24 protein-coding genes are annotated in these 20,902 nt (G+C 72.3%); 18 read left to right on the top strand and 6 right to left on the bottom strand.

The window, feature by feature from the left end:
• The first annotated feature begins 148 nt into the window (after positions 1-148).
• The 6 genes from cpaB to ACE3Q8_RS18645 are packed head-to-tail and all read left to right on the top strand — an operon-like array spanning position 149 to position 6,960.
• Entirely contained in the window at positions 149-1,066 is a 918-nt protein-coding gene (gene cpaB / locus ACE3Q8_RS18670) for a Flp pilus assembly protein CpaB (protein WP_374471810.1), read from the top strand.
• A gap of 14 nt (positions 1,067-1,080) precedes the next feature.
• On the top strand, positions 1,081-2,394 hold the full coding sequence (locus ACE3Q8_RS18665; protein WP_374471809.1) for a type II and III secretion system protein family protein: 1,314 nt from the start codon (positions 1,081-1,083) through the stop codon (positions 2,392-2,394).
• Positions 2,395-2,398: 4 nt separating this feature from the next.
• Entirely contained in the window at positions 2,399-3,598 is a 1,200-nt protein-coding gene (locus ACE3Q8_RS18660; RefSeq protein WP_374471808.1) for a CpaE family protein, read from the top strand.
• Positions 3,598-5,043 carry a CpaF family protein gene (locus tag ACE3Q8_RS18655; RefSeq protein ID WP_374471807.1) on the top strand — a complete coding sequence of 482 codons (1,446 nt, stop codon included), beginning with the start codon at positions 3,598-3,600 and terminating at the stop codon, positions 5,041-5,043. The genes ACE3Q8_RS18660 and ACE3Q8_RS18655 overlap by 1 nt, the downstream gene beginning before the upstream one ends.
• Positions 5,037-5,996 carry a type II secretion system F family protein gene (locus ACE3Q8_RS18650; protein ID WP_374471806.1) on the top strand — a complete coding sequence of 320 codons (960 nt, stop codon included), beginning with the start codon at positions 5,037-5,039 and terminating at the stop codon, positions 5,994-5,996. Before ACE3Q8_RS18655 ends, ACE3Q8_RS18650 begins: the two co-directional genes overlap by 7 nt.
• 4 nt (positions 5,997-6,000) lie before the next feature.
• Entirely contained in the window at positions 6,001-6,960 is a 960-nt protein-coding gene (locus tag ACE3Q8_RS18645; RefSeq protein WP_374471805.1) for a type II secretion system F family protein, read from the top strand.
• An 80-nt stretch (positions 6,961-7,040) separates the two neighbouring features.
• On the opposite strand, the gene ACE3Q8_RS18640 is transcribed toward ACE3Q8_RS18645, so the two are convergent.
• The gene (locus ACE3Q8_RS18640; RefSeq protein WP_374471804.1) at positions 7,041-8,114 is read right to left on the bottom strand and encodes a hypothetical protein; all 1,074 of its coding nucleotides are present in this window, start codon (positions 8,112-8,114) and stop codon (positions 7,041-7,043) included.
• A 156-nt stretch (positions 8,115-8,270) separates the two neighbouring features.
• On the opposite strand from ACE3Q8_RS18640, the gene ACE3Q8_RS18635 reads away from it, so the two are divergent.
• The 3 genes from ACE3Q8_RS18635 to ACE3Q8_RS18625 are packed head-to-tail and all read left to right on the top strand — an operon-like array spanning position 8,271 to position 10,980.
• Complete coding sequence (locus ACE3Q8_RS18635; protein WP_374471803.1) at positions 8,271-9,575, top strand: cytochrome P450; 1,305 nt, start codon at positions 8,271-8,273, stop codon at positions 9,573-9,575.
• Positions 9,576-9,601: 26 nt separating this feature from the next.
• Positions 9,602-10,600, top strand: coding sequence for a phosphotransferase family protein (locus tag ACE3Q8_RS18630; protein ID WP_374471802.1), 999 nt, complete (start codon positions 9,602-9,604; stop codon positions 10,598-10,600).
• Positions 10,597-10,980 (top strand): hypothetical protein, encoded by a 384-nt coding sequence (locus ACE3Q8_RS18625; protein ID WP_374471801.1) that lies wholly within the window; start codon positions 10,597-10,599, stop codon positions 10,978-10,980. Before ACE3Q8_RS18630 ends, ACE3Q8_RS18625 begins: the two co-directional genes overlap by 4 nt.
• On the opposite strand, the gene ACE3Q8_RS18620 is transcribed toward ACE3Q8_RS18625, so the two are convergent.
• Genes ACE3Q8_RS18620 through ACE3Q8_RS18605 form a run of 4 tightly spaced genes read right to left on the bottom strand, consistent with a single transcriptional unit; the run spans position 10,977 to position 12,448 of the window.
• Positions 10,977-11,399, bottom strand: a complete 423-nt coding sequence (locus tag ACE3Q8_RS18620; protein ID WP_374471800.1) for a DUF1810 domain-containing protein — start codon at positions 11,397-11,399, stop codon at positions 10,977-10,979. The genes ACE3Q8_RS18625 and ACE3Q8_RS18620 overlap by 4 nt on opposite strands.
• 11 nt (positions 11,400-11,410) lie before the next feature.
• Complete coding sequence (locus tag ACE3Q8_RS18615) at positions 11,411-11,800, bottom strand: nuclear transport factor 2 family protein (RefSeq protein WP_374471799.1); 390 nt, start codon at positions 11,798-11,800, stop codon at positions 11,411-11,413.
• A complete protein-coding gene (locus ACE3Q8_RS18610; RefSeq protein ID WP_374471798.1) occupies positions 11,793-12,143 on the bottom strand; it encodes an antibiotic biosynthesis monooxygenase in 351 nt (116 codons plus the stop codon). Before ACE3Q8_RS18610 ends, ACE3Q8_RS18615 begins: the two co-directional genes overlap by 8 nt.
• Positions 12,140-12,448 carry an NIPSNAP family protein gene (locus tag ACE3Q8_RS18605; RefSeq protein WP_374471797.1) on the bottom strand — a complete coding sequence of 103 codons (309 nt, stop codon included), beginning with the start codon at positions 12,446-12,448 and terminating at the stop codon, positions 12,140-12,142. Before ACE3Q8_RS18605 ends, ACE3Q8_RS18610 begins: the two co-directional genes overlap by 4 nt.
• A gap of 97 nt (positions 12,449-12,545) precedes the next feature.
• Here ACE3Q8_RS18605 and ACE3Q8_RS18600 point away from each other — a divergent pair, with 97 nt between their 5' ends.
• From ACE3Q8_RS18600 to ACE3Q8_RS18560, 9 genes are all read left to right on the top strand, one after another.
• Entirely contained in the window at positions 12,546-13,223 is a 678-nt protein-coding gene (locus tag ACE3Q8_RS18600) for an ArsR/SmtB family transcription factor (protein WP_374471796.1), read from the top strand.
• A 105-nt stretch (positions 13,224-13,328) separates the two neighbouring features.
• Positions 13,329-13,865, top strand: a complete 537-nt coding sequence (locus tag ACE3Q8_RS18595; RefSeq protein WP_374471795.1) for a cytochrome c — start codon at positions 13,329-13,331, stop codon at positions 13,863-13,865.
• Positions 13,862-14,881: a cytochrome c oxidase subunit II gene (gene coxB, locus ACE3Q8_RS18590; RefSeq protein WP_374471794.1), complete on the top strand. Its 1,020-nt coding sequence runs from the start codon at positions 13,862-13,864 to the stop codon at positions 14,879-14,881. The genes ACE3Q8_RS18595 and coxB overlap by 4 nt, the downstream gene beginning before the upstream one ends.
• A complete protein-coding gene (ctaD, locus tag ACE3Q8_RS18585) occupies positions 14,878-16,806 on the top strand; it encodes a cytochrome c oxidase subunit I (RefSeq protein ID WP_374471793.1) in 1,929 nt (642 codons plus the stop codon). The genes coxB and ctaD overlap by 4 nt, the downstream gene beginning before the upstream one ends.
• Positions 16,803-17,408, top strand: a complete 606-nt coding sequence (locus tag ACE3Q8_RS18580) for a heme-copper oxidase subunit III (RefSeq protein ID WP_374471792.1) — start codon at positions 16,803-16,805, stop codon at positions 17,406-17,408. Before ctaD ends, ACE3Q8_RS18580 begins: the two co-directional genes overlap by 4 nt.
• On the top strand, positions 17,405-17,749 hold the full coding sequence (locus ACE3Q8_RS18575) for a hypothetical protein (RefSeq protein ID WP_374471791.1): 345 nt from the start codon (positions 17,405-17,407) through the stop codon (positions 17,747-17,749). The genes ACE3Q8_RS18580 and ACE3Q8_RS18575 overlap by 4 nt, the downstream gene beginning before the upstream one ends.
• Positions 17,746-18,618 (top strand): cytochrome c oxidase assembly protein, encoded by an 873-nt coding sequence (locus tag ACE3Q8_RS18570; RefSeq protein WP_374471790.1) that lies wholly within the window; start codon positions 17,746-17,748, stop codon positions 18,616-18,618. Before ACE3Q8_RS18575 ends, ACE3Q8_RS18570 begins: the two co-directional genes overlap by 4 nt.
• Positions 18,611-19,018, top strand: a complete 408-nt coding sequence (locus tag ACE3Q8_RS18565) for a cytochrome c family protein (RefSeq protein WP_374471789.1) — start codon at positions 18,611-18,613, stop codon at positions 19,016-19,018. Before ACE3Q8_RS18570 ends, ACE3Q8_RS18565 begins: the two co-directional genes overlap by 8 nt.
• A 37-nt stretch (positions 19,019-19,055) precedes the next feature.
• Positions 19,056-19,961: an NAD(P)/FAD-dependent oxidoreductase gene (locus ACE3Q8_RS18560; protein ID WP_374471788.1), complete on the top strand. Its 906-nt coding sequence runs from the start codon at positions 19,056-19,058 to the stop codon at positions 19,959-19,961.
• Positions 19,962-20,029: 68 nt separating this feature from the next.
• Here ACE3Q8_RS18560 and ACE3Q8_RS18555 read toward each other — a convergent pair whose 3' ends face one another.
• Positions 20,030-20,884: an MBL fold metallo-hydrolase gene (locus ACE3Q8_RS18555; RefSeq protein WP_374471787.1), complete on the bottom strand. Its 855-nt coding sequence runs from the start codon at positions 20,882-20,884 to the stop codon at positions 20,030-20,032.
• Positions 20,885-20,902: the final 18 nt, after the last annotated feature.

The raw sequence follows: 20,902 nt of genomic DNA, 5'->3' as shown, positions 1-20,902 counted from the left end.
TAGCGGATGGCGGGCCGGCCGCCAGTGCTGAGCCGGCTAAGCCTTCAGAATGCTTGCGCCGCCGTTCACCACGTCCGTTGGGGATATCGCAAGCGGGGCCTCGCTAACCTTACGATCCGAAAAGGATTTTTCTGGTGGGGCGAGCAGAATGCGCGTCGTGACGATCGTGAGCCTGGGCGCGTCCGCAGCGCTCGGCCTGGCCGCGCTGGTGGTCGCCAAGACGGTGCTGCCCAACGCCGCCGCGGCCAAGGCCACGCCGGTGGCGGTGCAGCCGGTGACCGGCGTGCCGGTGGTCGTCGCCGCCAAGCCGCTGAAGTTCGGCGACAGGCTGGACGCGAGCGCGCTGAGCGTCGTGCACATGCCCAAGAACGCGGTGCCGGAAGGCGCCTTCGCCTCGCCGGACGCCGTGCTGACGGTGGACAAGGGCGGCGCGCCGATCGTCCTGGTGCCAGTGGCCGCGCGCGAGCCGATGCTGGCCGCCAAGCTGTCGGGCCCGGGCGCCCGGCCGTCGGTGGCCGCCGAGATCGCCGAGGGCATGCGGGCCTACACCATCCGCGTCGACGACGTGACCGGCGTCGGCGGCCACGCCCTGCCGGGCGACCGGGTGGACGTGGTGCTGATGCGCGACCTGACGCCGAACGGCGAGACCCGCAGCTACGTCTCGGACGTGGTGCTGCAGAACGTCCGCGTGCTGGCCGTGGACCTGAACCTGGACACCGCCGAGGCCAAGCCCGCGTCGCCGAACACCGCGACCCTGGAGGTCTCGGCGCCGGACAGCCAGAAGCTGGCGGTGGCCAGCGAGATGGGCCGGCTGTCGCTGGCCCTGCGCCGCACCGGCTCGGCCGAGATCGCCCAGACCACCCCCATGCGGATCGGCGGGGGTCGCGCCGCTCCCCAGGCCGTGGCCGTGCGCCGCGCCGCCCCGCGCGCCCCGGAAGGGCCGCGCCTGATCCAGATCGTCGAGGGCCAGAGCCGCGGCGGCTCGGGCCGCAGCCGGCCGGCCCCCGCGCCGGCGCCCGCCGCCGCGCCGTCCGCCGCCGGGGCCTCCAGCCCCGCGGCCGACTGAGAGTGAGCTTACCCATGTCCCGCAAGTTCGCCGGCGCGCTCTGCGCCACCCTCGCCCTGCTCGCCGCCGGCGCGCCCGGCCCGGCCGCGGCCGACGTCTTCCAGTCGGAAGCGGCGCTCAGCCGGGTGATCTACGTGCCCCGCGACAAGTCGCTGTCGTTCCGCCTGGACCTGCCGGCCGCCAAGATCGTGGTCGCCCAGCCGGACACCGCCGAGATCGTCGCCACCACCGACCACAGCTTCTACGTCCGCGGCCTGGAGTACGGGGCCACCAACCTGCTGGTCTACGCCCCGGGCGGGCGCCTGCGCGAGGTGATCGACGTGCGCGTCGGCCACGACGCCGCGGCGCTCGAGGACGACCTGCGCCGGGCCCTGCCGGGCGAGCAGATCCAGGTGCATACGCTGGGCGAGGGCCTGCTGCTGACCGGCGAGGTCTCCACCCCGTCGGTGGCGGCCAAGGCCAAGGCTATCGCCGACCGCTTCGCCCCCGAGGCGGTGACCTCGACGCTGACGGTGCAGGCCTCGCAGCAGGTGGTGCTGGAGGTGCGCGTGCTCGAGGCCACCCGCACCGCGCTGAAGGACTTCGGCCTGTCGGGCGTGATCCAGGGCAACGACTTCATCTTCGGCTACGGCAACGGCCTGATCGGCGCGAGCCAGCCGTCCGGCGTGCTGCGGCTCTCGGGCCGTTCGGGCTCGACCACCTTCGACCTGGAGCTGCAGGCGCTGGAGGAGAAGGGCGTCGTCCGCACCCTGGCCAGGCCCAACCTGGTGGCGGTGTCCGGCGAGAAGGCCAGCTTCCTGGCCGGCGGGGAGTTCCCCTATCCGGTGCCCCAGGACCTGGACAAGATCACGCTCGAGTTCCGCACCTACGGCGTGAAGCTCGACTTCCAGCCGGTGGTCCAGGACAACGGCCTGATCAAGCTGTCGGTGGCCCCGGAGGTCAGCCAGCTCGACCCGGCCAACAGCCTGCGGATCAACGGCGTGAACGTGCCGGGCCTCACCACCCGGCGGACCTCGACCACCGTGGAGCTGAAGAGCGGCGACACCTTCGCCATCGCCGGCCTGCTGCAGAACGACTACCAGAACACGGTGCGCCAGGTGCCGGTGCTGGGCGACGTGCCGGTGCTGTCGGCCCTGTTCCGCTCGGCCCGCTGGCGGCGCAACGAGACCGAGCTCGTCATCGTGGTCACGCCCCGCCTGGCCACCGCCCAGGACCTGCGCGCCAAACCGGCGGTGAGCGGCGCCGAGCCCAACCCCATCGACATGATCCTGCTCGGGAAGGCGCTGGACAAGCCGCTGCCGCGCGACCCGCTGAAGGACGCGAAGTAAGCCGATGCTGAAGTCGAAGAAGACCCAGCCGGCCGCGACGGCGCCCTCCGCCCCCCGGGTCCTGGCGCTGGGCGCCGCCCTCGCCTCCCTGGCCGACACCGCGCTGGCCGGCGCGATCCTCGATCAGGCCGGCCTCGATCGCCTGGCCGCCGCCCGCACCGCCACCTGCGACCTCGTGCTGATCGACGCCGACGCGTGGGAGGCCCCGGCGCTGGCCCAGGCGCTGCAGGCGCTGTCCACGGCCCCTGCCGCCCCCCCGGTGCTGCTGGTGGGCGAGCGCCTGCCGACCACGGTGGTGCGCAACCTGCTGCGGCTGGAGCGCTCCGACGTGCTGGAGGCGCCGTTCACGCCCGAACAGGTGGCCCAGGCCATGGCCGCCCTGCTCGCCGCCGCCGCGCCGGCCGCGACGCCGCAGGCCGACTCCTCCCGCTGCTGGGCGATCACCGGCGCGGTGGGCGGCGCGGGCGCCACCACCCTCGCCGTCGAGGTGGCCACGACCCTGGCCGCCCGCGCCGGCAAGGAGAAGAGCGTCTGCCTGATCGACCTCAACCTCGCCGACGGCGCGGCCGCCGCCTACCTCGGCGCGCAGCCGGCGCTGCGGCTGGCCGGCATGGGCGCGTCCGCCGAGCGGATCGACGCGGCCATGCTGCAGGCCTTCGTCACGCCCGTGAGCAAGCAGCTCGACCTGCTGGCCGGCCTGCGCGAGCCCGGCGCCTTCGACGCCATCGGCCGCGAGGCGGTGCTCCGGATGCTGGAGGTCGCCTGCGAGTGCTACGAGTGGGTGATCCTCGACATCCCCCGCCACCGCCGGCCCTGGACCCTGGAGGCGCTGTCGGGCTGCGACGAGGTCCTGGTGGTCTCGGAGCTGACCGTGCCGGCCCTGCTCGCCGCCCGCTCGCTGGCCGACGAGATCGAGGAGGCGCTGGGCCCAGACCGGAAGCCGCGGATCGTGCTGAACCGCCTGGCCAGCCGGATGTTCGGCCCGGCGCCGTCGATGTCCGAGGCCGAGCGCGCGCTCGGCCGCAAGGCCGACGCCGGCGTCAGCTCCGACTGGGAAGCCGCCGCCGCCAGCGTGAACCTGGGCGGGCCGATCGCCCAGCACCGGCCGAAGTCCAAGATCGTCCGCGACGTGCAGGCCATGGTGGAGCGCCTGTCCGCCGAGCCGGGCCGCAAGGAGCAGGCCGGCGCGAAGAGGGCCGCCTGATGGGCCGCTTCAGCCTCGCCCGCCAGGCCGCCCCCGCGGCGGAGGCCGCGCCGGCCCCCGCTCAACCCGAACCGACACCGGCTGCCACCCCCGCGCCCGCGATCCCGGCCGCTCCGGCTCCCGCCAAGGCCAAGGCCGCTCCGGCCGCCGCCTCCGGCCCGCCGCGCGGCGAGCAGCTCGAGATGCGGCTCCGGCTGCATGCCCGGCTCATCGACGAGCTCGACCTCGCCAAGCTCGACAAGCTGTCGGAACCCGAGCTGCGCCGCGAGGTGATGAAGCTCACCGCCGACTTCGCGCGAGCCGAGCGGATGGCGCTGAACACCGCCGAGCTGCAGGAGCTGGGCGCCTCGATCTACGACGAGATGGTGGGCCTGGGGCCCATCGAGCCGCTGCTCAAGGACGAGAGCATCAACGACATCCTGATCAACGGCCCCTACCAGGTCTATGTGGAGCGGCGCGGCGAGCTGGAGCTGACCCCCGTCCACTTCCGCGACAACGACCACCTGCTGCGGATCGTCAACCGGATCGTCGCGGCCGTCGGCCGCCGGATCGACGAGAGTCAGCCGATGGTCGACGCCCGCCTGGCCGACGGCAGCCGGGTGAACGCGGCCATCTCGCCCATCGCCATCGATGGCGCGGCGGTCTCGATCCGGAAGTTCTCGAAGAAGCCGCTGACGCTGGAGAAGCTGGTGGAGGTGGGGGCCATGCCGCAGTGCGTGGCCGAGTTCCTCTTCGGCGCGGTGCGGGCCCGGGTCTCGACGGTGATCTCCGGCGGCACCGGCTCGGGCAAGACCACGCTGCTGAACGCGCTGTCGGCCGCCATCAGCGAGGGCGAGCGGACGATCACCATCGAGGACGCCGCCGAGCTGCAGCTCCAGCAGCCGCACGTCGTGCGCATGGAGACCCGGCCGCCGAACATCGAGGGCAAGGGCGAGATCCGCCAGCGGGAGCTGGTGAAGAACGCGCTGCGGATGCGTCCCGACCGGGTGATCCTGGGCGAGGTCCGCTCCGAAGAGGCCTTCGACATGCTGCAGGCCATGAACACCGGCCACGAAGGCTCCATGGCGACGATCCACGCCAACAACCCGCGCGAGGCCATCGGCCGCCTGGAGCAGATGATCGCCATGGGCGGCATGGCCATCAGCCCCGACGCCATGCGCGCGCAGATCGCCTCGGCGGTCGGCCTGATCGTCCAGGCCATGCGCCTGCCCGACGGCAAGCGGAAGGTCACCCACGTGACCGAGATCGTCGGCATGGAAGGCAATGTGGTGCAGATGCAGGACATCTTCACCTTCAACCGCACCCACACCGATCCCGACGGGACGGTGCACGGCGAGTTCCGGGCCTCGGGCCTGCGCCCGCGCTGCCTCGACGAAATGAACCGCCGGGGCATCCCCTACGACACGGCCAACTTCGACCCCTCGAAGGTGCTGCTGTCGTGCTGAGCCTCGCCCAGACCGCCTTCCTGGTGCTGGTGTTCGCCGCGGTGTTCACCGCCGCCCAGGCGGCCATCGGCCTCCTCACCATGGCCGGCCAGAAGCGCAAGCTGAACGCCCGCCTGAAGGTCGCCGAGAAGGTCGACGGAGTCTCGGCCCTGGTCATGGAGCTGCGCAAGCAGCGGGGCCTGAACGCCGAGGGCAAGAAGGGCGAGCGGCTGAAGTGGCTCTCGGACCTGATCGTCGCCTCGGGCGTGAAGTACGAGCCGCGCCGCTGGATCCTGATGTCGGCCACGGCCGGGGTGACGGTGGGCTTCTGCGTGGCGGTGATGACCAAGACGCCGATCCTCGCCCTGCCGGTGGCCGTGATCGTCGGCGTCGGCGGGCCGTTCTTCTGGCTGAAGCACATGGCCGCGAGCCGCGCCAAGAAGCTGGGGTTCCAGCTTCCCCAGGCGCTGGACATCATCGTCCGCAGCCTCGAGGCGGGCCACCCGGTGCCCACCGCCATCGCGCTGGTGGGCCGCGAGATGGGCGACCCCGTCGGCACCGAGTTCGGCATGGCCGCCGACGAGATCGCCTACGGCGCGACCCTGGCCCAGGCGGTCGAGCGGATGTCCGAGCGCTGCCAGCACCCGGACGTGGACCTGTTCGCCGCGACCGTGCGGCTGCAGGAGCGGGCGGGCGGCAACCTGACCGGCCTGCTGAAGCTCAACGCCAACACCGTGCGCGAGCGGCACAAGATGCGCCTGAAGATCAAGGCCGCCTCGGCCGAGGGCCGCGCCTCGGCGATGATCCTGACCGGCGCGCCGTTCTTCGCGCTGGGCTTCATCATGATCACCTCGCCCGGCTTCTACGGCGACGTCATCCACGACCGGTTCGTGCAGATCGGCATCGGCGTGCTGGGCTTCTGGATGTTCCTCGGCAACATGGTCATGCGGCGCATGATCGACATGCGGCTGTGATCCCATGACCGCGACGCAGCTTCAGACCCTCATCTGGATCGCCGGCCTGGTGCTGGTGATCGGCGCGCTGGCCGGCGCGGCCTGGATCGCGGCCACCGAGATCCGTCTGCGCGCGGTGCGCCGGCTGCGGCTGTCGCCCGCCGTCGGCGGCGGCGCCGCGCCCGTGGCGGCGCCGCCGAAGACCGCCGCGGCCCTGGGCGGCCAGCTCCTCGACACGGTGCGCCGGCTCGGCCAGCAGAGCGCCGTGCGCGACCCGGCGAAGCTCTCGCAGCTCCGCAGCCGGCTGATGCAGGCGGGCTTCTACAACCGCGAGGCGCCGGTGATCTTCCTGGGCGTCAAGGCCGCGGCCCTGGTGGTGGCGACGCTGGGGGTCGTCCTGACCCTGCCGATGATCATCGGCGGCCAGGCGGGGCTGGGCGGCCTGCTCGTCGCCTGCCTGCTCTCGGGCCTGGCGGTGATGGGCCCCGACCAGGTGCTGAAGTCGCGCAAGACGGCGCGGGAGCGGGAATACAGCGACGGCTTCCCCGACCTGCTCGACCTGCTGGTGGCTTCGGTGGAGGCGGGCCTGAGCCTCGACGCCGCGGTGACCCGGGTGACCGACGAACTCGCCCGGCGCTACCCGAACCTCACCGTCCACCTGCGCTTCCTGGTGCTGGAGCTGCGCGCCGGCCGCGCCCGCAAGGACGCCTGGAGCGCGCTCGCCGACCGGCTCGGCATCGAGGACGCCCGCGCGCTCGCCACCATGCTGCGGCAGGCCGAGGAGATGGGCACGAGCCTCGGCGACACGCTCTCGGTGTTCTCGCAGGACATGCGCGCCAAGCGGATGCTGCGGGCCGAGGAGAAGGCGCTGGCGCTGTCGGCCAAGCTGACCGTGCCGCTGATCATCTTCATCTTCCCCTGCCTCCTGGGCGCCCTGATGCTGCCGGCGGTGGCGCGGGTGATGCAGGTGTTCGGGCAGCAGTAGGCTCATCCGATGCGCCGGCGCGCATCCCCCCTCTCCCCAACCTCTCCCCTCCCACCGCGTGTGGGGGAGAGGAGGTGCTGCTAGAGGCCGTAGGGGCGATAGGGGCCGAGGATGAGCTGCTCGAAGACGCCGACACCCTGTTGCGGCGCCTCGCCGGGAGCTTCGTAGCTAGCGCGGCTGATGGCCTGGATGTGCAGGTTCTCCATGGCGCCCATGTCGGCGGCGGCGAGGTCGATGTCCTCGCGGGCCACGGCGAGCTCACCCTTCAGGGCGCCGTGCCGCCACTCCCCGCCATAGCCGATGCCGCGCATCAGGAAGGTGGTGACGGGCTCGAGCCGCACCGTCGCCTCGCCCTGGGCGAGCGGGATCTTCAGCGTCCCGCCCCTGGCGTGGCGGGTTCCGGGGATCAGGTCGACGTCCTCCATCCGCGGCGCCTCGGCGTGCCAGCCGCCCTCGGGGCCGGCCCCGTCCGGCAGGATGACGGCGCGGGTGTTCCACGGCCGGCCGTCGGGGTCGGCGTTGACGTGGAAGAAGACGCTGCGGTCCTGAAGGTTGATGGGCGTCCACTGCCAGAAGAAGCCGGGGATGCCGGCCCCCGGCGTCGGCTGCGGGTCGGGCGCGCCGACCGGGCGGATGCCCCAGGAGCGGTCGCGCGAGCCGGTCCAGCCGGAGAGTTCCTGGCGCTCGCCGTCCACCTCGATCCAGCCGGAGACGCGCACGTTCTGCGTCAGGCGGGTGTAGTCCATGAACAGGCGCGGGCCGTTGCGCTTCACGAAGCGCGGCTCCTCGATGGGGAAGGCGCGGCCCTCGAACAGCAGGTCGGCGGCCAGCCCCTCCCCGCTGACGGCGACGCGCAGCTTCTGCAGCGGCTCGAGAACCTCGATGGCGATGGGGCCGACCGTGAGGTCCATGCGCTCCAGGCCGAGCACGCGGGAGGCGTGCAGGCAGTGCTGGGTCCCGCCGCGGATCACCGAGACATGGGCGTCGGCGACGTTCAGCGCCGGGTAGACCCCGAAGGCCACGGCCACGAAGTCCCGCCCGTCGGGCGAATAGGCGTTGAAGAAGTAGCGGTCGTAGAAGTTGCGGTCGGAGCCCGCATAGGCGATCGGCTCCGGCGTCTGGTGGATCGGGTAGTCGTCGCCCCGGGTCAGCATGCAGGCTCCCTCCCGGCCTCGTCGCGGGCCGTTGTCGTCCGCCACGGCTAGCGGACCTTACCCTTGGTCAGTCTTGCGGCTTGTGGCGGCCGAGTATCAAGTGAGCCCCAAGAACAAGACAAGGGAGGCGCGCGCCCGGGCCAGCCGGGGCCGCGCATGGGCGACATGAGCGTGATGAGCGCTGCGGACCACCGCATCCCGCAGGACAAGGCCCTGGGCCTGATCGAGCCCGCCGCCTACGCCGACGGCCGCATCTACGAGACCTATCGCTGGCTGCGGAGGAACGAGCCGCTGGGCCTGGCCGAGATCCCCGGCATCGACCCCTTCTGGGTGGTCACCCGGCACGCGGACCTGCTGGAGGTGAGCCGGCAGAACGAGCTGTTCCACAGCGGCGACCGCTCCACCACCTTCACCACCCAGGCCATGGACCGCAAGGTGCGCGAAATGATGGGCGGCAGCCCGCACCTGCTGCGCACCCTGGTCCAGATGGACGCCCCGGACCACCCGAAGTACCGGGCCCTGACCCAGTCGTGGTTCATGCCGCCGAACCTGCGGGGGCTGGAGGACCGGATCCGGGCGATCGCCCGCCAGGCGGTGGACCGGATGGCCGCCCGCGGCGGGCGGTGCGACTTCGTCAACGAGGTCGCCCTGCACTATCCGCTGCACGTGATCATGACGATCCTGGGCGTGCCCGAGAGCGACGAGCCGCGGATGCTGAAGCTGACGCAGGAGCTGTTCGGCGCGACCGACCCGGAGCTGACCCGCGACGCCGAGGCGCTGGGCAAGCCGCCGGAGGAGCGCGAGTTCGACATCTCGGTGATCATCGACTTCTCGAACTACTTCCGCGAGCTGTCCGAGCGGAAGCGGGCCGAGCCCACCGACGACCTGGCCAGCGTGATCGCCAACAGCACCATCGACGGCCAGCCGATCTCCGACCTGGAAGCGATGAGCTACTACATCATCGTCGCCACCGCCGGGCACGACACCACCTCCTCGTCGGTGGGCGGGGCCATGTGGGCGCTGGCCGAGAACCCGGAGGAGTTCGCCAAGGTGAAGGCGGACCCGTCGCTGATCCCCTCGCTGGTGGACGAGTCGATCCGCTGGACCACGCCGGTGAAGACCTTCATGCGCAGCGCCACCCAGGACGTGGAGTTCGCCGGCCGGGACCTGAAGAAGGGCGACTGGCTGATGCTCTGCTACGCCTCGGCGAACCGCGACGAGGCGGTGTTCGAGGAGCCGGACCGGTTCAAGGTCGACCGCAAGCCGAACCGGCACGCGGCCTTCGGCTACGGCGCGCACCTGTGCCTGGGCCAGCACCTGGCGAAGATGGAGATGCGGATCCTCTGGGAGGAGCTCCTGCCGAGGCTGAAGTCGGTGGCGCTGGACGGCGAGCCCGCCATGAGCCAGGCCGTCTTCGTGAACGGGCCCAAGCGCCTGCCCATCCGTTTCGAGATGGCGTGACCATGGGCCATCCCCTGGAGCCGCGCGTGGCGGCGTACATCGCGGGCAAGCTGGGCTGCGAGGTGGCGGTCGAGGGCCTGGAGCGGATCTCCGGCGGGGCGAGCCGGGAGACCTACCGCTTCGTCTGCCGCTGGGCCGAGGGCGGCGCGCCGCGGTCCCGGCGGATGATCCTCCGGCGCGACCCGCCGGCCAGCCTGATCGACACCGAGCGGCGGATCGAGTTCGCGGCCTACCGCGCCTTCCACGGCTCGGCGGTGCCGGTGCCGGAGATGCTGTGGCTGGAGGAGCAGGACGGCCCCCTCGACCATCCGTTCTTCATCGCCGAGGAGCTGGCGGGCTTCCAGGCCGCGCCGCAGATGCTGCTGTCCGGCGCCTACGACGCGGTGCTGCCGAAGATCGCGGAACGCAAGTGGACGATCCTGGGCGAGATCGCCCGGGCCGACCCGCAGGCGCTGGGGCTGACCGAGGTGATGCCGGCGCCGGCGCTGGACGGCTGCTGGTCCAAGGAGCTGGCCCACTGGGAGGCCGCGCTGGACCGCGACCAGGCCGAGCCCCTGCCGATCACCCGGGCGGCGATCCGCTGGCTGAAGGCCAACCCGCCGCCGCCGGCGCAGAAGCTGTCGGTGGTCCACGGCGACTACCGGACGGGCAACTTCCTGTTCGACGAGGCCGGCGAGATCCACGGGGTCCTGGACTGGGAGATGTGCCACCTGGGGGATCCGCTGGAGGACCTCGCCTGGAGCTTCAATCCCGTGTGGGGCTTCGGCCAGCCGGATCGGGCGGGCGGGCTCGCCTCCCGGGCGGAGGCGGTGGCGATCTGGGAGCGGGCGAGCGGGCTGAAGGCCGATCCCGCGGCGCTGCACTGGTGGATCCTGTTCAACTGCGTGAAGGGCCAGGCGATCTGGGTGGGCTCGGCCCGCGCCTTCCTCGACGGCGGCAACAAGGAGCCGATCATGGTCTATCCGGCCTGGTGGCTGATCAACGCCCAGGACCGGGCGATCCTGAAGGTGATGGGCAAGCTATGAACCCGCCGGTCCCCGCCGTCCTGGCCGAACTCGCCGGCCTGGCCATGCGCTACGCCGCCCCCGACGCGCCGCCGGCCGAGCGGGCGAGCAACCTCGGGCTTGCCGCCATGCTGCTGACGCTGGCGGCCGAGGTCTGGGACGGCGCGGCGGCGAAGCTCGTCGAGGAAAACCGGGCGATCCGCACCCTGCTGGGCGAGCCCGGCGAGGACCCCGACCTGCGAATCTCCGCCCTGAAGGCCGAGAACGACCGGCTGCGCGAGGCGCTGATCGCCGCCCAGATCGAGGCCGAGCAGGCCGGCGACGCGGCCAGCGAAGACGCCATCTGGGCCGAGCTGCGCGCCGCCACCGAGCGGCGCCGGCTGTCGGTGTCGCTGGTCTAGGCCAGCAGGGCGAGCGTCCGCGGGTCGGGCTGGCCGCCGAAGTACCGGGCGAGCGCCTCGCGGAAGGCCGGCTCGGCCGGCGCGGCGGCGGCGAACAGGGTCATGGACGAGCGGAACTTCAGGTCGTCGGGGCTGCCGAAGATCTCGTGGGCGGAGCGGTCCTGCACGGCGAGCAGGGCGGCGGTGCAGGCCATCAGGCGCGGGCCCAGCACCGGGTGGGCGAGATAGGCCTTCGCCTCCTCCACGCCGGAGACCGCATACCGCTGCGCCGTCGGGCTCGAGCCCAGGCCGGCGAGTTGCGGAAAGACGAACCACATCCAGTGGGTCCGCTTGCGCCCGGCGGAGAGCTCGGCCAGCGCGGTGTCGTACACGCCGGCCTGGGCGGCGACGAAGCGGGCGAGGTCGAACGGATCTTCCATGGCCGCGCGCCTCAGGCCTCGCCCACCAGCCGGTCGATCAGCGGCTGGTCGGCGTCCAGCACCCAGCACTCGGCCAGCCGACCCTCGGCCACCCGGTAGACCAGCACGCGCTCGACCTCGGCGTCGCCGAACGCCTCGCGGGCGATGATCGACCCGCGGCCGGCGCCGCCCGCCAGGACGTCGACGATGGCCACGAGCCGCCGGCCGGTGCGCCGGGTGAACTCCACCAGCACCCGCACGGCCTCGGCCTTGCCGAGATGGTCGCCGGAGAGCGCGTTGCGTCCGCCGTAGTGCAGGACGAAGTCGTCGGCGTAGCAGGCGGTCATGGCCGCGAAGTCGCCGGCCCGCCAGGCGTCGGCGTAGCGCTCCAGCGTGCGGCGGATCTCGGGATCTTCAGCCATGGCGTGTCCTCCCCGGCGCATCAGGCGGCGCCTCCGCCCGCGCGTCCAGGCCATAGTCGCGGACCACCTGGGCCACCCGCAGGCGGTAGTCGCGGAACACCCCGCCGCGGCCCTCGTGCTGGGCGGCGCGGTGGGCCTCCTCCCGCCGCCAGGCCGCCACCGCCGCCTCGTCGCGCCAGAACGACAGGGACAGCAGCTTCCCCGGATCGGCGAGACTCTGGAAGCGCTCGATGGAGACGAAGCCGTCCATGCCGGCGAGCCGCCCGGCCAGGCCGGCGGCCAGCTCGAAGTAGCGGTCGCGCCCGGCCTCGGTGGGCGCGACCTCGAAGATCACCGCGATCATGCCGCCACCGGCGTCAGGAAGGTGCGCCGCTCGCACTGGATGAACCGCTTCTCCTGGGCCATGCGGAAGTTGGCGGCGCCGAGCGGATGGGCCTTCAGCCGGGCGCGGTAGGCCTCGTAGGCGGCGAGGCTTTCGAAGCCGATCATCGCCAGGGCGACGTCGTTCGTGCCTTCGTAGGGCATGAAGTAGCCCAGCAGGTCGCCGCCACAGGCGGGGATGATGGTCAGCCAGTTGCGGGCGTAGTCCTCGAACGCCTCGCGCTGGAAGGGGTCGATCACGTAGCGGATGCAGCAGACGACGGTCATGGGTCCTCCTTGGGAGCCCCTGCCTACCGCGGCCGGCCCCGCCCATGTTTCGGCGCCGGCCGAAGCATTCCGGCGCGGCGCGAGCTATGCTGGCCGGATGAGGCTCGGGCCCGACATCACCCGCATCGCCGCCCTGCTGGGCGAGCCGGCCCGCGCCAACATGCTGGCCGCGCTGATGGGCGGCCAGGCGCTGACCGCCGGCGAGCTCGCCCGGGAGGCCGGGATCACCGCCCAGACCGCCAGCGGGCATCTGGCGAAGCTGGAGGCCGGCGGGCTGCTGGTCCGCCGGCGCCAGGGCCGCCACAGCTACTTCGCCCTGGCCGGCGAAGAGGTGGCCGAGGCCATGGAGCAGCTCCTGGTCCTGGCCGGCCGCGAGGGCCACCTGCGCACGCGGCCGGGGCCCCGCGATCCGGCGCTGCGCCGGGCGCGGGTCTGCTACGACCACCTGGCGGGGGACGCCGGCGTGGCCATGCTGGAGGCCCTGGTGGCGACCGGGCGGATCGCCGACCACGACGGCGCGCTGGCGCTCACCGAGGAGGGCCGACGGTTCGCCGCGGCGTTCGGCCTCGACCTCTCGGCCCGCGGGCGGCGGCCGCTGTGCAAGGCCTGCCTCGACTGGAGCGTCCGGCGCAGCCACCTGGCGGGCGTCATGGGCCAGGCGCTGCTGGCGCGGATCTACGCGCTGGGCTGGGCGCGGCGGCTGGACGGCACGCGCGTCGTGCAGTTCAGCGCGCCCGGCGAGGCGGCCTTCGCGCGGACCTTCCGCCCGATCTGAGCCGCGACGGCTCCGCCTGAACGAACCCCCGCCTCGTGAGTTGATGAAGCGGGAGGATGTGGATTGGGACGCGCGATTGCCAGCATCGCGGGACGCTGCGCGGCCGTGACCGCCGTCGCCGCGCTGGGCGCCTGCAACCGCGAGCACCGCCCGCTGCAGCCGGAGCCCGCCGTCGAAACGGGGCCCAAGGGCGTGGCGGTGAGCGGCCTGTTCCCGGGCCAGCCCTCGCCCACGCCCACCGATCCGCGCGCCGTGCAGTACGACGGCAACGCCTTCCACATCGGCCAGGGCCAGACCTACTACACCTGGTTCAACTGCAACGGCTGCCACTTCAACGGCGGCGGCGGCATCGGCCCGCCGCTGATGGACGACCAGTGGCGCTATGGCGGCGAGATGGAGCAGATCTACGCCTCGATCGTGCAGGGCCGGCCGAACGGCATGCCGGCGTTCAAGGACAAGATCCCCGACCAGCAGGTCTGGCAGATCGCCGCCTATGTGAAGTCGATGTCGGGCGAGGCCGACAAGCTGGCGGCGCCCAGCCGCGGCGACAACCGGATGCGCTCCACCCCGCCGCCCAACAACCAGGACCCGCAGGGCCAGGCGGGCGACCCCGCGCCGGCGCAGTCCGGAACCGCGCGATGAGCGTGCGCCTGCCGGGGCCGCTGCGGGCCGCGGCCGCCGCGCTCCTCCTGGCCGGCTGCAGCGGAATCCAGACGACCCTCGACCCGGCCGGCGACCAGGCCCGCCACATCGACGTGGTCTGGCGCACCATGCTGGTGGTCTGCGGGATCATGTACCTGCTGGTGATGGCCTTCCTCGCCTGGGCGCTGGTGCGGGCCAGGCGCGCGCCGCCGAGCGACGCCCCGGTCACCGGCGAGACGGCGGCGGAGCCCGCCATGCGGCGGGGCCTGGCCGGCTGGGCGGCGCTGATCGCGTCCGGCCTGGTGGTGCTGACGACGGTGAGCTTCCTCGTGGACCGCAGCCTGGCCGAGCAGGGCCCGGAGCCGCTGAAGGTCAAGGTCATCGCGAACCAGTGGTGGTGGTACGTGGAGTACCAGGGCGACCTCCCGTCGGAGACGGTGGTCACCGCCAACGAGCTGCACCTGCCGATCGACCGGCCGGCAGTGATCCAGCTCACCTCCAACGACGTGATCCACTCCTTCTGGGTGCCGAACCTGGCGGGCAAGATGGACCTGATCCCCGGGCGCACGAACTACGTGGCGGTGACGCCCCGGCGGACCGGCGCCTTCCGTGGCCAGTGCGCCGAGTTCTGCGGCTTCCAGCACGCCAAGATGGCCTTCGACGTGAAGGTGGACGATGCGGCGGGCTTCGAAGCCTGGAAGCGGCGCCAGATCGCCTCGGCCGCCGATCCGGCCGCCCCGGACGCGGTGCTCGGCAAGCAGCTCTTCAACTCCAAGGCCTGCGTCATGTGCCACCGCGTGCAGGGCACGGACGCCGGGGGCTCCACGGGACCGGACCTCACCCACCTGAAGAGCCGCACCCATATCGCCGCCGGCACCCTGCCCAACGACCGCGGCAGCCTGCAGGCGTGGATCGCCGACCCGCAGTCGTTCAAGCCCGGCACCAAGATGCCGCGGGTGGACCTGACGGCCGAGGAGCTGAACGCCATCGTCGCCTATCTGGAGACGCTGGGATGAGCGCCTCGCCGACCGCGCTCGAGGCCGCCGAGCACGAGACCCTGCACCGCGCCTGGGCGGAGAAGCCCGGCCTCTGGGGCTTCCTCACCTCGGTCGACCCCAAGGAGATCGGCAAGCGCTACGTGGCCACCGGCCTCGTCTTCCTGGTGCTGGGCGGCCTGCTGGCGGCGGCGATCCGAGCCCAGCTCGCCCGGCCGGAGAGCGGGCTGATCGACCCGGACCGCTACAACCAGATCTTCAGCCTACACGGCACGACGATGATGTTCCTGTTCGCCGTGCCGATCATGGAGGCCATGGCGGTCTATCTGACCCCGCTGATGGTCGGGGCCAGGACCATCGCCTTCCCGCGGCTGGTCGCCTTCAGCTACTGGGTCTACCTGGCCGGCGGCGTGCTGATCTGGGTGGCCTTCGCGCTGGACGTGGGGCCGGAGACCGGCTGGTTCTCCTACGTGCCGCTGGCCGGGCCGCAGTTCTCGCCGGGCAAGCGCACCGACATCTGGGCCCAGATGGTCACCTTCACCGAGGTGGCGGCGCTGGCCACCGCCGTGGCCACGTCGGTCACCATCCTGAAGCTGCGGGCGCCCGGCATGACGCTGGCGCGGATGCCGCTGTTCAGTTGGGCGAGCCTGGTGACGGCGGTGATGATCATCTTCGCCATGCCCGCGGTGATGCTGTCCACCAGCTTCCTGATCTCGGACCGGCTGATCGGCACGCACTTCTACAACACCGCCGAGGGCGGCTCGTCGCTGCTGTGGCAGCACCTGTTCTGGTTCTTCGGCCACCCGGAGGTCTACATCATCTTCCTGCCGGCGCTGGGCATGGTGTCGGAGGTCGTGGCGACCTTCTGCCGACGGAGCGTCTTCGGCTACCCGGTGATGGTGCTGGCGCTGATCGCCACAGGCTTCCTGGGATTCGGCCTGTGGGTGCACCACATGTTCGCCACCGGCCTGCCGAGACTCGGCAACAGCTTCTACACCGCCGCCAGCATGACCATCGCCCTGCCCTCGGGCGTGCAGATCTTCTGCTGGATCGCGACGATGTGGGACGGCAAGCCCAGGTTCCAGACGCCGCTGCTGTTCGTGGTCGGCTTCATCGTCACCTTCGTGCTGGGCGGGCTGACCGGAGTGATGCTGGCGTCGGTCCCGCTCGACCTGCAGGTCCACGACACCTACTTCGTGGTCGCCCACTTCCACTATGTGCTGATCGGCGGGGCGGTGTTCCCACTGCTGGCGGCGATCCACTACTGGTTCCCCAAGGCCATCGGCCGGATGCCCTCCGAGACGGCGGGGCGGTGGAGCTTCTGGCTGATCTTCCTGGGCTTCCACGTGGCCTTCTTCCCCATGCACATCCTGGGGCTCTGGGGCATGCCGCGGCGGGTCTACACCTATCCGCAGGAGATGGGCTGGGGCGACCTCAACCTGCTCTCCAGCGCCGGCGCCTACGTCATGGCCGCCGGGGTGGCGGTCTACCTGCTGAACCTGATCGTCAGCGCGCGGAAGGGCGCGCCGGCCGGTCCCGATCCCTGGAAGGCGGGCGGCCTGGAGTGGGCCACCTCTTCCCCGCCGCCGACCTACAACTTCGGCCTGACGCCGGTGGTGGAAGGCCGCGAGCCGCTGTGGCTGGCCAAGGGGGCGCTGCCGGTGATGACCGGCATGGATCGTGAGCGCCGGCAGGTGCTGCTCACCAGCGTCAGCGACGCCGTCCCCGACGTACGGGAAGGCTCGCCGGAGCCCAGCATCTGGCCGTTCCTGAGCGCGATCGCCGTCACCATCCTGTTCACCGGCTCGATCTTCAACGAATGGGCCCTGGTCTGGCTGAGCCCGCCGCTGGTGATCTGCATCCTCGGATGGTTCTGGCCCCGGCCATCGCATTCCAAGCTGACGTCGCCCGAGGACGAGCGCGTTCCGCCGGGAGCCATTGCATGAGCCCGCGGATCGTCGGCGACCTCTCGCACCTGCCCACCGCCGGCTTCCGCAGCCACGGCCTGTGGTGGTGGGCCGGGGCGGGATTCATGCTGATCGAGGGCGCGGGCTTCCTGCTGGCCTTCGCCGCCTACGTCTACCTGATGAACGGGTCCACCCAGTGGCCGCTGGACGCGCCGCCGCCGGACCTGCTGTGGGGGACGCTCGGGACGGCGGTGTTCCTGGCGAGCCTGGTCCCCAACGCCTGGGCCTCCAACGCGGCGCGGCGCCGGGACCTGCCGGCCGCCCGCCGGCTGGCGGTCGCCATGACCGCGATCGGCGCCGCGATCCTCGCGATCCGGGCGTTGGAGTTCACCCACCTGAACAGCCGGTGGGACCAGGACGCCTACGGCTCGGTGACCTGGGCGCTGATCCTGATCCACTCGGTCCACCTGATCACCGACTTCCTGGACACCTTCTTCCTGACCGTCTTCCTCTTCACCCACCCGGTGGACACCGAGCGGTTCTCGGACGTGGACGACAACGCCGGCTACTGGGCCTACATCGTGGTCTTCTGGCTGCCGACCTACCTGCTGATCTACTGGGCGCCGAGGTGGGCGCCATGAAACCCGCGCTCAGCCGATCGCATCTCGCGCCCTGGGCCGGGGTGTTCCTGGGCGCCGCGGCCTGGTTCGCCCAGCACCAGACGGGCTCGAACGCCGTCTACTGGGACTGCAGGCTGGGCGGGCCGTGGCTCACCGCGGCCACCGGCCTGGCCTGCGCCGCGGTGGTGGTGGCGGGCGGGCTGATCTCGTGGAAGGCGCGCGCCGCGCCGCCGGAGAGCGCCGACCGGCCGGAGACCCGCGCCTTCGCCGCCTATGTCGGCGCCGGGACAGCGGCGATCTTCCTGCTGGCCGTGACGCTGCAGACCCTGAGCGGCTTCATCGTGCCGGGGTGCTTCCGATGATCCGGCTGGCGCTGCTGCTGGCGCTCCTGCCGGGCGCCGCCCTGGCCCACGCCCCGGAGCCGACCGGCTGGGGCGGGCCGGAGGCCTGGATCGCCGCGCCCTGGCTGCTGACCGCCGCCCTCTACGGCGCGGGGTTCCTGCGGTTGTGGCGGCGCTCCACCACCGGGCGGGCCGAGCTCGCCCGGCGCGGCCGGATCTTCGCGGCCGGGCTCGCCACCCTGGCGGTCTCCTCGCTGTCGCCGCTGCACGCGCTGAGCGGCCGCTCGTTCACCGCCCACATGATCGAGCACGAGCTGATCATGCTGGCCGCCGCCCCGCTGTTCGTCTGGTCCCGGCCGCTGGGCGTGATGCTCTGGGCCTTTCCGGCCCGCGGCCGCCAGGGGCTCGCCGCCGTCCCGCGCAGCCGCGCCGGGGCGGGGCTCTGGCGGTTCTTCTCCGACCCGCTGCTGTCGACCACCCTTCAGGCGGCGGCGGTGTGGGTCTGGCACCTGCCGTCGCTGTTCGACCGGGCGCTGAAGCACGAGGGCTGGCACGCGGCCCAGCACCTGTCGTTCTTCGTCACCGCGCTCCTGTTCTGGTCGGCCATGCTGGGGCCGAGGCGAAACGTCTGGGTGGCGGCCTTCTGCCTGTTCGCCACCTCGATGGTGACCGGCGCGCTGGGCGCGTTCATGGCCCTGTCCGAGAGCCCCTGGTACGGCCCCTACGCGGCCCTGGGCCTCGCCGCCTTCGGCCTGACCCCGGCCGAGGACCAGCAGCTCGCCGGCCTTCTGATGTGGGTGCCGGGCGGGCTGTTCCACGCCGTGGTGGCCGCCGCCCTGCTCGCGCCGCACCTGCGCGGAACGCCGCTGAAGGAGGCGCAGCATGGCTAGCAAGGCGCTGGTGGGAGGGCTGGTGGCCGGAGCCCTGGCCGTGATCGTCGGCGGGGCGGTGACGGTGGACCGGCTGCTGTCGCGCCAGGACCTCGAGAACCGCGTGCGCACCATGACCGGCGGCGACCCGCACGCAGGCAAGGCGGCCGTGCAGCGCCGCCCCTGCGGCGGCTGCCACGTGGTCCCCGGCGTGGCGGGCGCCAAGGGCAAGGTGGGCCCGCCGCTCACCGGCTTCGCGGGCCGCGTCTACATCGGCGGGCGGGTGAACAACACGCCGGCCAACCTCGTGGCCTGGATCCAGGACCCGCACCAGATCGACCCGAAGAGCGCCATGCCGCCCATGGGGATCGGCGAGGCCGAGGCGCGCGACATCGCCGCCTTCCTGCTGACCCTGAAATAGGGGAGCCGGGCGGGCCGCCGCGCGTTGCCGCTCCGCCATGGGTGACAATCAGATCCTCGACTGCCTGGTGGTGGGCGCAGGCCCCGCCGGCCTGACCGCCGCCATCTACCTCGCGCGCTTCCGCAGGACCTTCCGGGTGATCGAGTCCGGGGCGAGCCGGGCCGGCTGGATCCCGCGCAGCCACAACCACCCGGGCTTCCCCGAGGGGGTGCGCGGCAAGACCCTGCTGGCGAGGATGCGCCGGCAGGCGGAGAAGTACGGCGCGCGCATCGACGCCGGGCGGGTCGAGGACCTCCGGCGGGAGGGCGAGCTGTTCGTGGCCGAGACCAGCCTGGGCGAGGTCCGCGCGCGGGCCGTGATCCTGGCCACCGGCGTGCTGGACAACGAGCCGAACCTGCCGGGCCTCGACGAGGCGGTGGCCCGCGGCCTCGTGCGGATCTGCCCGATCTGCGACGGCTACGAGGTGATCGGCCAGCGGGTCGGCGTCCTGAGCCACGACGCGCACGGCGCGGCCGAGGCCAGGTTCATCACCACCTATTCGGACCAGGTGGCCCTGATCCACGTGGGGGCCGAGGACGCCCTCCCCGCGGACGAACGCGCCCGCCTCGCGGCCGACGGCATCGAGGTGATCGAGACGCCGATCGAGAGCGTCCGGCTGGAGAAGCGGCGGATCACCGCCCTGTGCTTCAACGGCCAGGCGCGCGAGTTCGACGTGATCTACTCGGCGCTGGGCGTCACGCCCCGGACCCAGCTCGCGGTCAAGGCCGGCGCGAGGCTGGAGGAGACCGGCCGGCTGGTGGTGGGCGACCACCAGGAGACAACCGTGCCCGGCCTCTACGCCGCCGGGGATGTCGTTCGTGGCCTCAACCAGATCTCCACCGCGCAGGGCGAGGCGGCGACCGCGGCCACGGACATCCACAACCGCCTGCGCGCGATGGCTTAGGCGGAAACGCCCTTCCTCTCCCATGCGGAACGGCCACCCCGCCCCGTCTCATGGCCCGGGAGAGCCGCCTAGGTCTCGAACCGCCACGCCGCCCCGTCGGGACGCACGTGGCCCGCGGTGGGCGTGGGGAAGTGCGTTCCGATCACCAGGCGCCCGTCGTGCGCGGCCTCGGTCAGCGCCGCCCGCCGCGTCGCGCACGCGGTCTCCGGCGCCGCATCGGAGACCGCGTTCCACTCCGGCCGCGCGATCTGGCAGGGGTGGTGCATGAAGTCGCCGGTGATCAGCGCCGTCTGCCCTGCCGACTGGATGAGCACGCTCACGTGCCCCGGCGTGTGCCCTGGCGTCGGGATCAGCTGCACCTCAGGGCACACCCGGTAGGCCGCGCTCGCGTCGATCAGCTCCACAAGCCCGGCCTCGAAGATCGGCTGCAGGCTGTCGGCCAGCATCGCCTTCGAGCTCGCCGCCTCGTCCGCCTGCCAGAACTCGAACTCGCGCCGGTCGATCAGGTGCCGGGCGTTGGGAAAGGTCGGGACCCAGGCCCCGTCCTTCAGGTGGGTGTTCCAGCCCACGTGGTCTGAGTGGAGATGGGTGCACAGCACCACCGCGATCTCCTCGGGCGCGTGGCCGGCGGCGCGGAAGTCCTCCATGAACCTCGTCTGCAGCCCGTTCCACAGCGGCAGGCTGCGCCCCTGCCGGTCGTTCCCAACGCAGGTGTCGACCACGATCTTCAGCCCTGGCGTCTCCACCACCAGCGCATGCACGCTCATCTTGGCGTGCCCATTCTCGTCCACGTAGGCCTGCGCCCAGCCGATCGCCTTGAGCTCGTCCGTGGTCGCCCCTGGAAACATGAACTCCACCGGCGCCGCCATGTCGTGCTCGTGGATCTTGCCGATCCGGACGTCGCCTACGGTCCACCGGGTCATCTGTCGCTCCTCCCGCCG

Source organism: Phenylobacterium sp., assembly GCF_041913825.1.
GTDB lineage: Bacteria > Pseudomonadota > Alphaproteobacteria > Caulobacterales > Caulobacteraceae > Phenylobacterium.
This window is presented reverse-complemented; position numbering and strand designations above follow the sequence as displayed.

Coding starts and splice junctions, on each gene's coding strand:
- cpaB (WP_374471810.1), top strand. CDS start 149: ATGCGCGTCGTGACGATCGTGAGCCTGGGCGCGTCCGCAGCGCTCGGC.
- ACE3Q8_RS18665 (WP_374471809.1), top strand. CDS start 1,081: ATGTCCCGCAAGTTCGCCGGCGCGCTCTGCGCCACCCTCGCCCTGCTC.
- ACE3Q8_RS18660 (WP_374471808.1), top strand. CDS start 2,399: ATGCTGAAGTCGAAGAAGACCCAGCCGGCCGCGACGGCGCCCTCCGCC.
- ACE3Q8_RS18655 (WP_374471807.1), top strand. CDS start 3,598: ATGGGCCGCTTCAGCCTCGCCCGCCAGGCCGCCCCCGCGGCGGAGGCC.
- ACE3Q8_RS18645 (WP_374471805.1), top strand. CDS start 6,001: ATGACCGCGACGCAGCTTCAGACCCTCATCTGGATCGCCGGCCTGGTG.
- ACE3Q8_RS18640 (WP_374471804.1), bottom strand. CDS start 8,114: ATGCTGACCCGGGGCGACGACTACCCGATCCACCAGACGCCGGAGCCG.
- ACE3Q8_RS18635 (WP_374471803.1), top strand. CDS start 8,271: ATGGGCGACATGAGCGTGATGAGCGCTGCGGACCACCGCATCCCGCAG.
- ACE3Q8_RS18625 (WP_374471801.1), top strand. CDS start 10,597: ATGAACCCGCCGGTCCCCGCCGTCCTGGCCGAACTCGCCGGCCTGGCC.
- ACE3Q8_RS18620 (WP_374471800.1), bottom strand. CDS start 11,399: ATGGAAGATCCGTTCGACCTCGCCCGCTTCGTCGCCGCCCAGGCCGGC.
- ACE3Q8_RS18615 (WP_374471799.1), bottom strand. CDS start 11,800: ATGGCTGAAGATCCCGAGATCCGCCGCACGCTGGAGCGCTACGCCGAC.
- ACE3Q8_RS18610 (WP_374471798.1), bottom strand. CDS start 12,143: ATGATCGCGGTGATCTTCGAGGTCGCGCCCACCGAGGCCGGGCGCGAC.
- ACE3Q8_RS18605 (WP_374471797.1), bottom strand. CDS start 12,448: ATGACCGTCGTCTGCTGCATCCGCTACGTGATCGACCCCTTCCAGCGC.
- ACE3Q8_RS18600 (WP_374471796.1), top strand. CDS start 12,546: ATGAGGCTCGGGCCCGACATCACCCGCATCGCCGCCCTGCTGGGCGAG.
- coxB (WP_374471794.1), top strand. CDS start 13,862: ATGAGCGTGCGCCTGCCGGGGCCGCTGCGGGCCGCGGCCGCCGCGCTC.
- ctaD (WP_374471793.1), top strand. CDS start 14,878: ATGAGCGCCTCGCCGACCGCGCTCGAGGCCGCCGAGCACGAGACCCTG.
- ACE3Q8_RS18580 (WP_374471792.1), top strand. CDS start 16,803: ATGAGCCCGCGGATCGTCGGCGACCTCTCGCACCTGCCCACCGCCGGC.
- ACE3Q8_RS18575 (WP_374471791.1), top strand. CDS start 17,405: ATGAAACCCGCGCTCAGCCGATCGCATCTCGCGCCCTGGGCCGGGGTG.
- ACE3Q8_RS18570 (WP_374471790.1), top strand. CDS start 17,746: ATGATCCGGCTGGCGCTGCTGCTGGCGCTCCTGCCGGGCGCCGCCCTG.
- ACE3Q8_RS18565 (WP_374471789.1), top strand. CDS start 18,611: ATGGCTAGCAAGGCGCTGGTGGGAGGGCTGGTGGCCGGAGCCCTGGCC.
- ACE3Q8_RS18560 (WP_374471788.1), top strand. CDS start 19,056: ATGGGTGACAATCAGATCCTCGACTGCCTGGTGGTGGGCGCAGGCCCC.
- ACE3Q8_RS18555 (WP_374471787.1), bottom strand. CDS start 20,884: ATGACCCGGTGGACCGTAGGCGACGTCCGGATCGGCAAGATCCACGAG.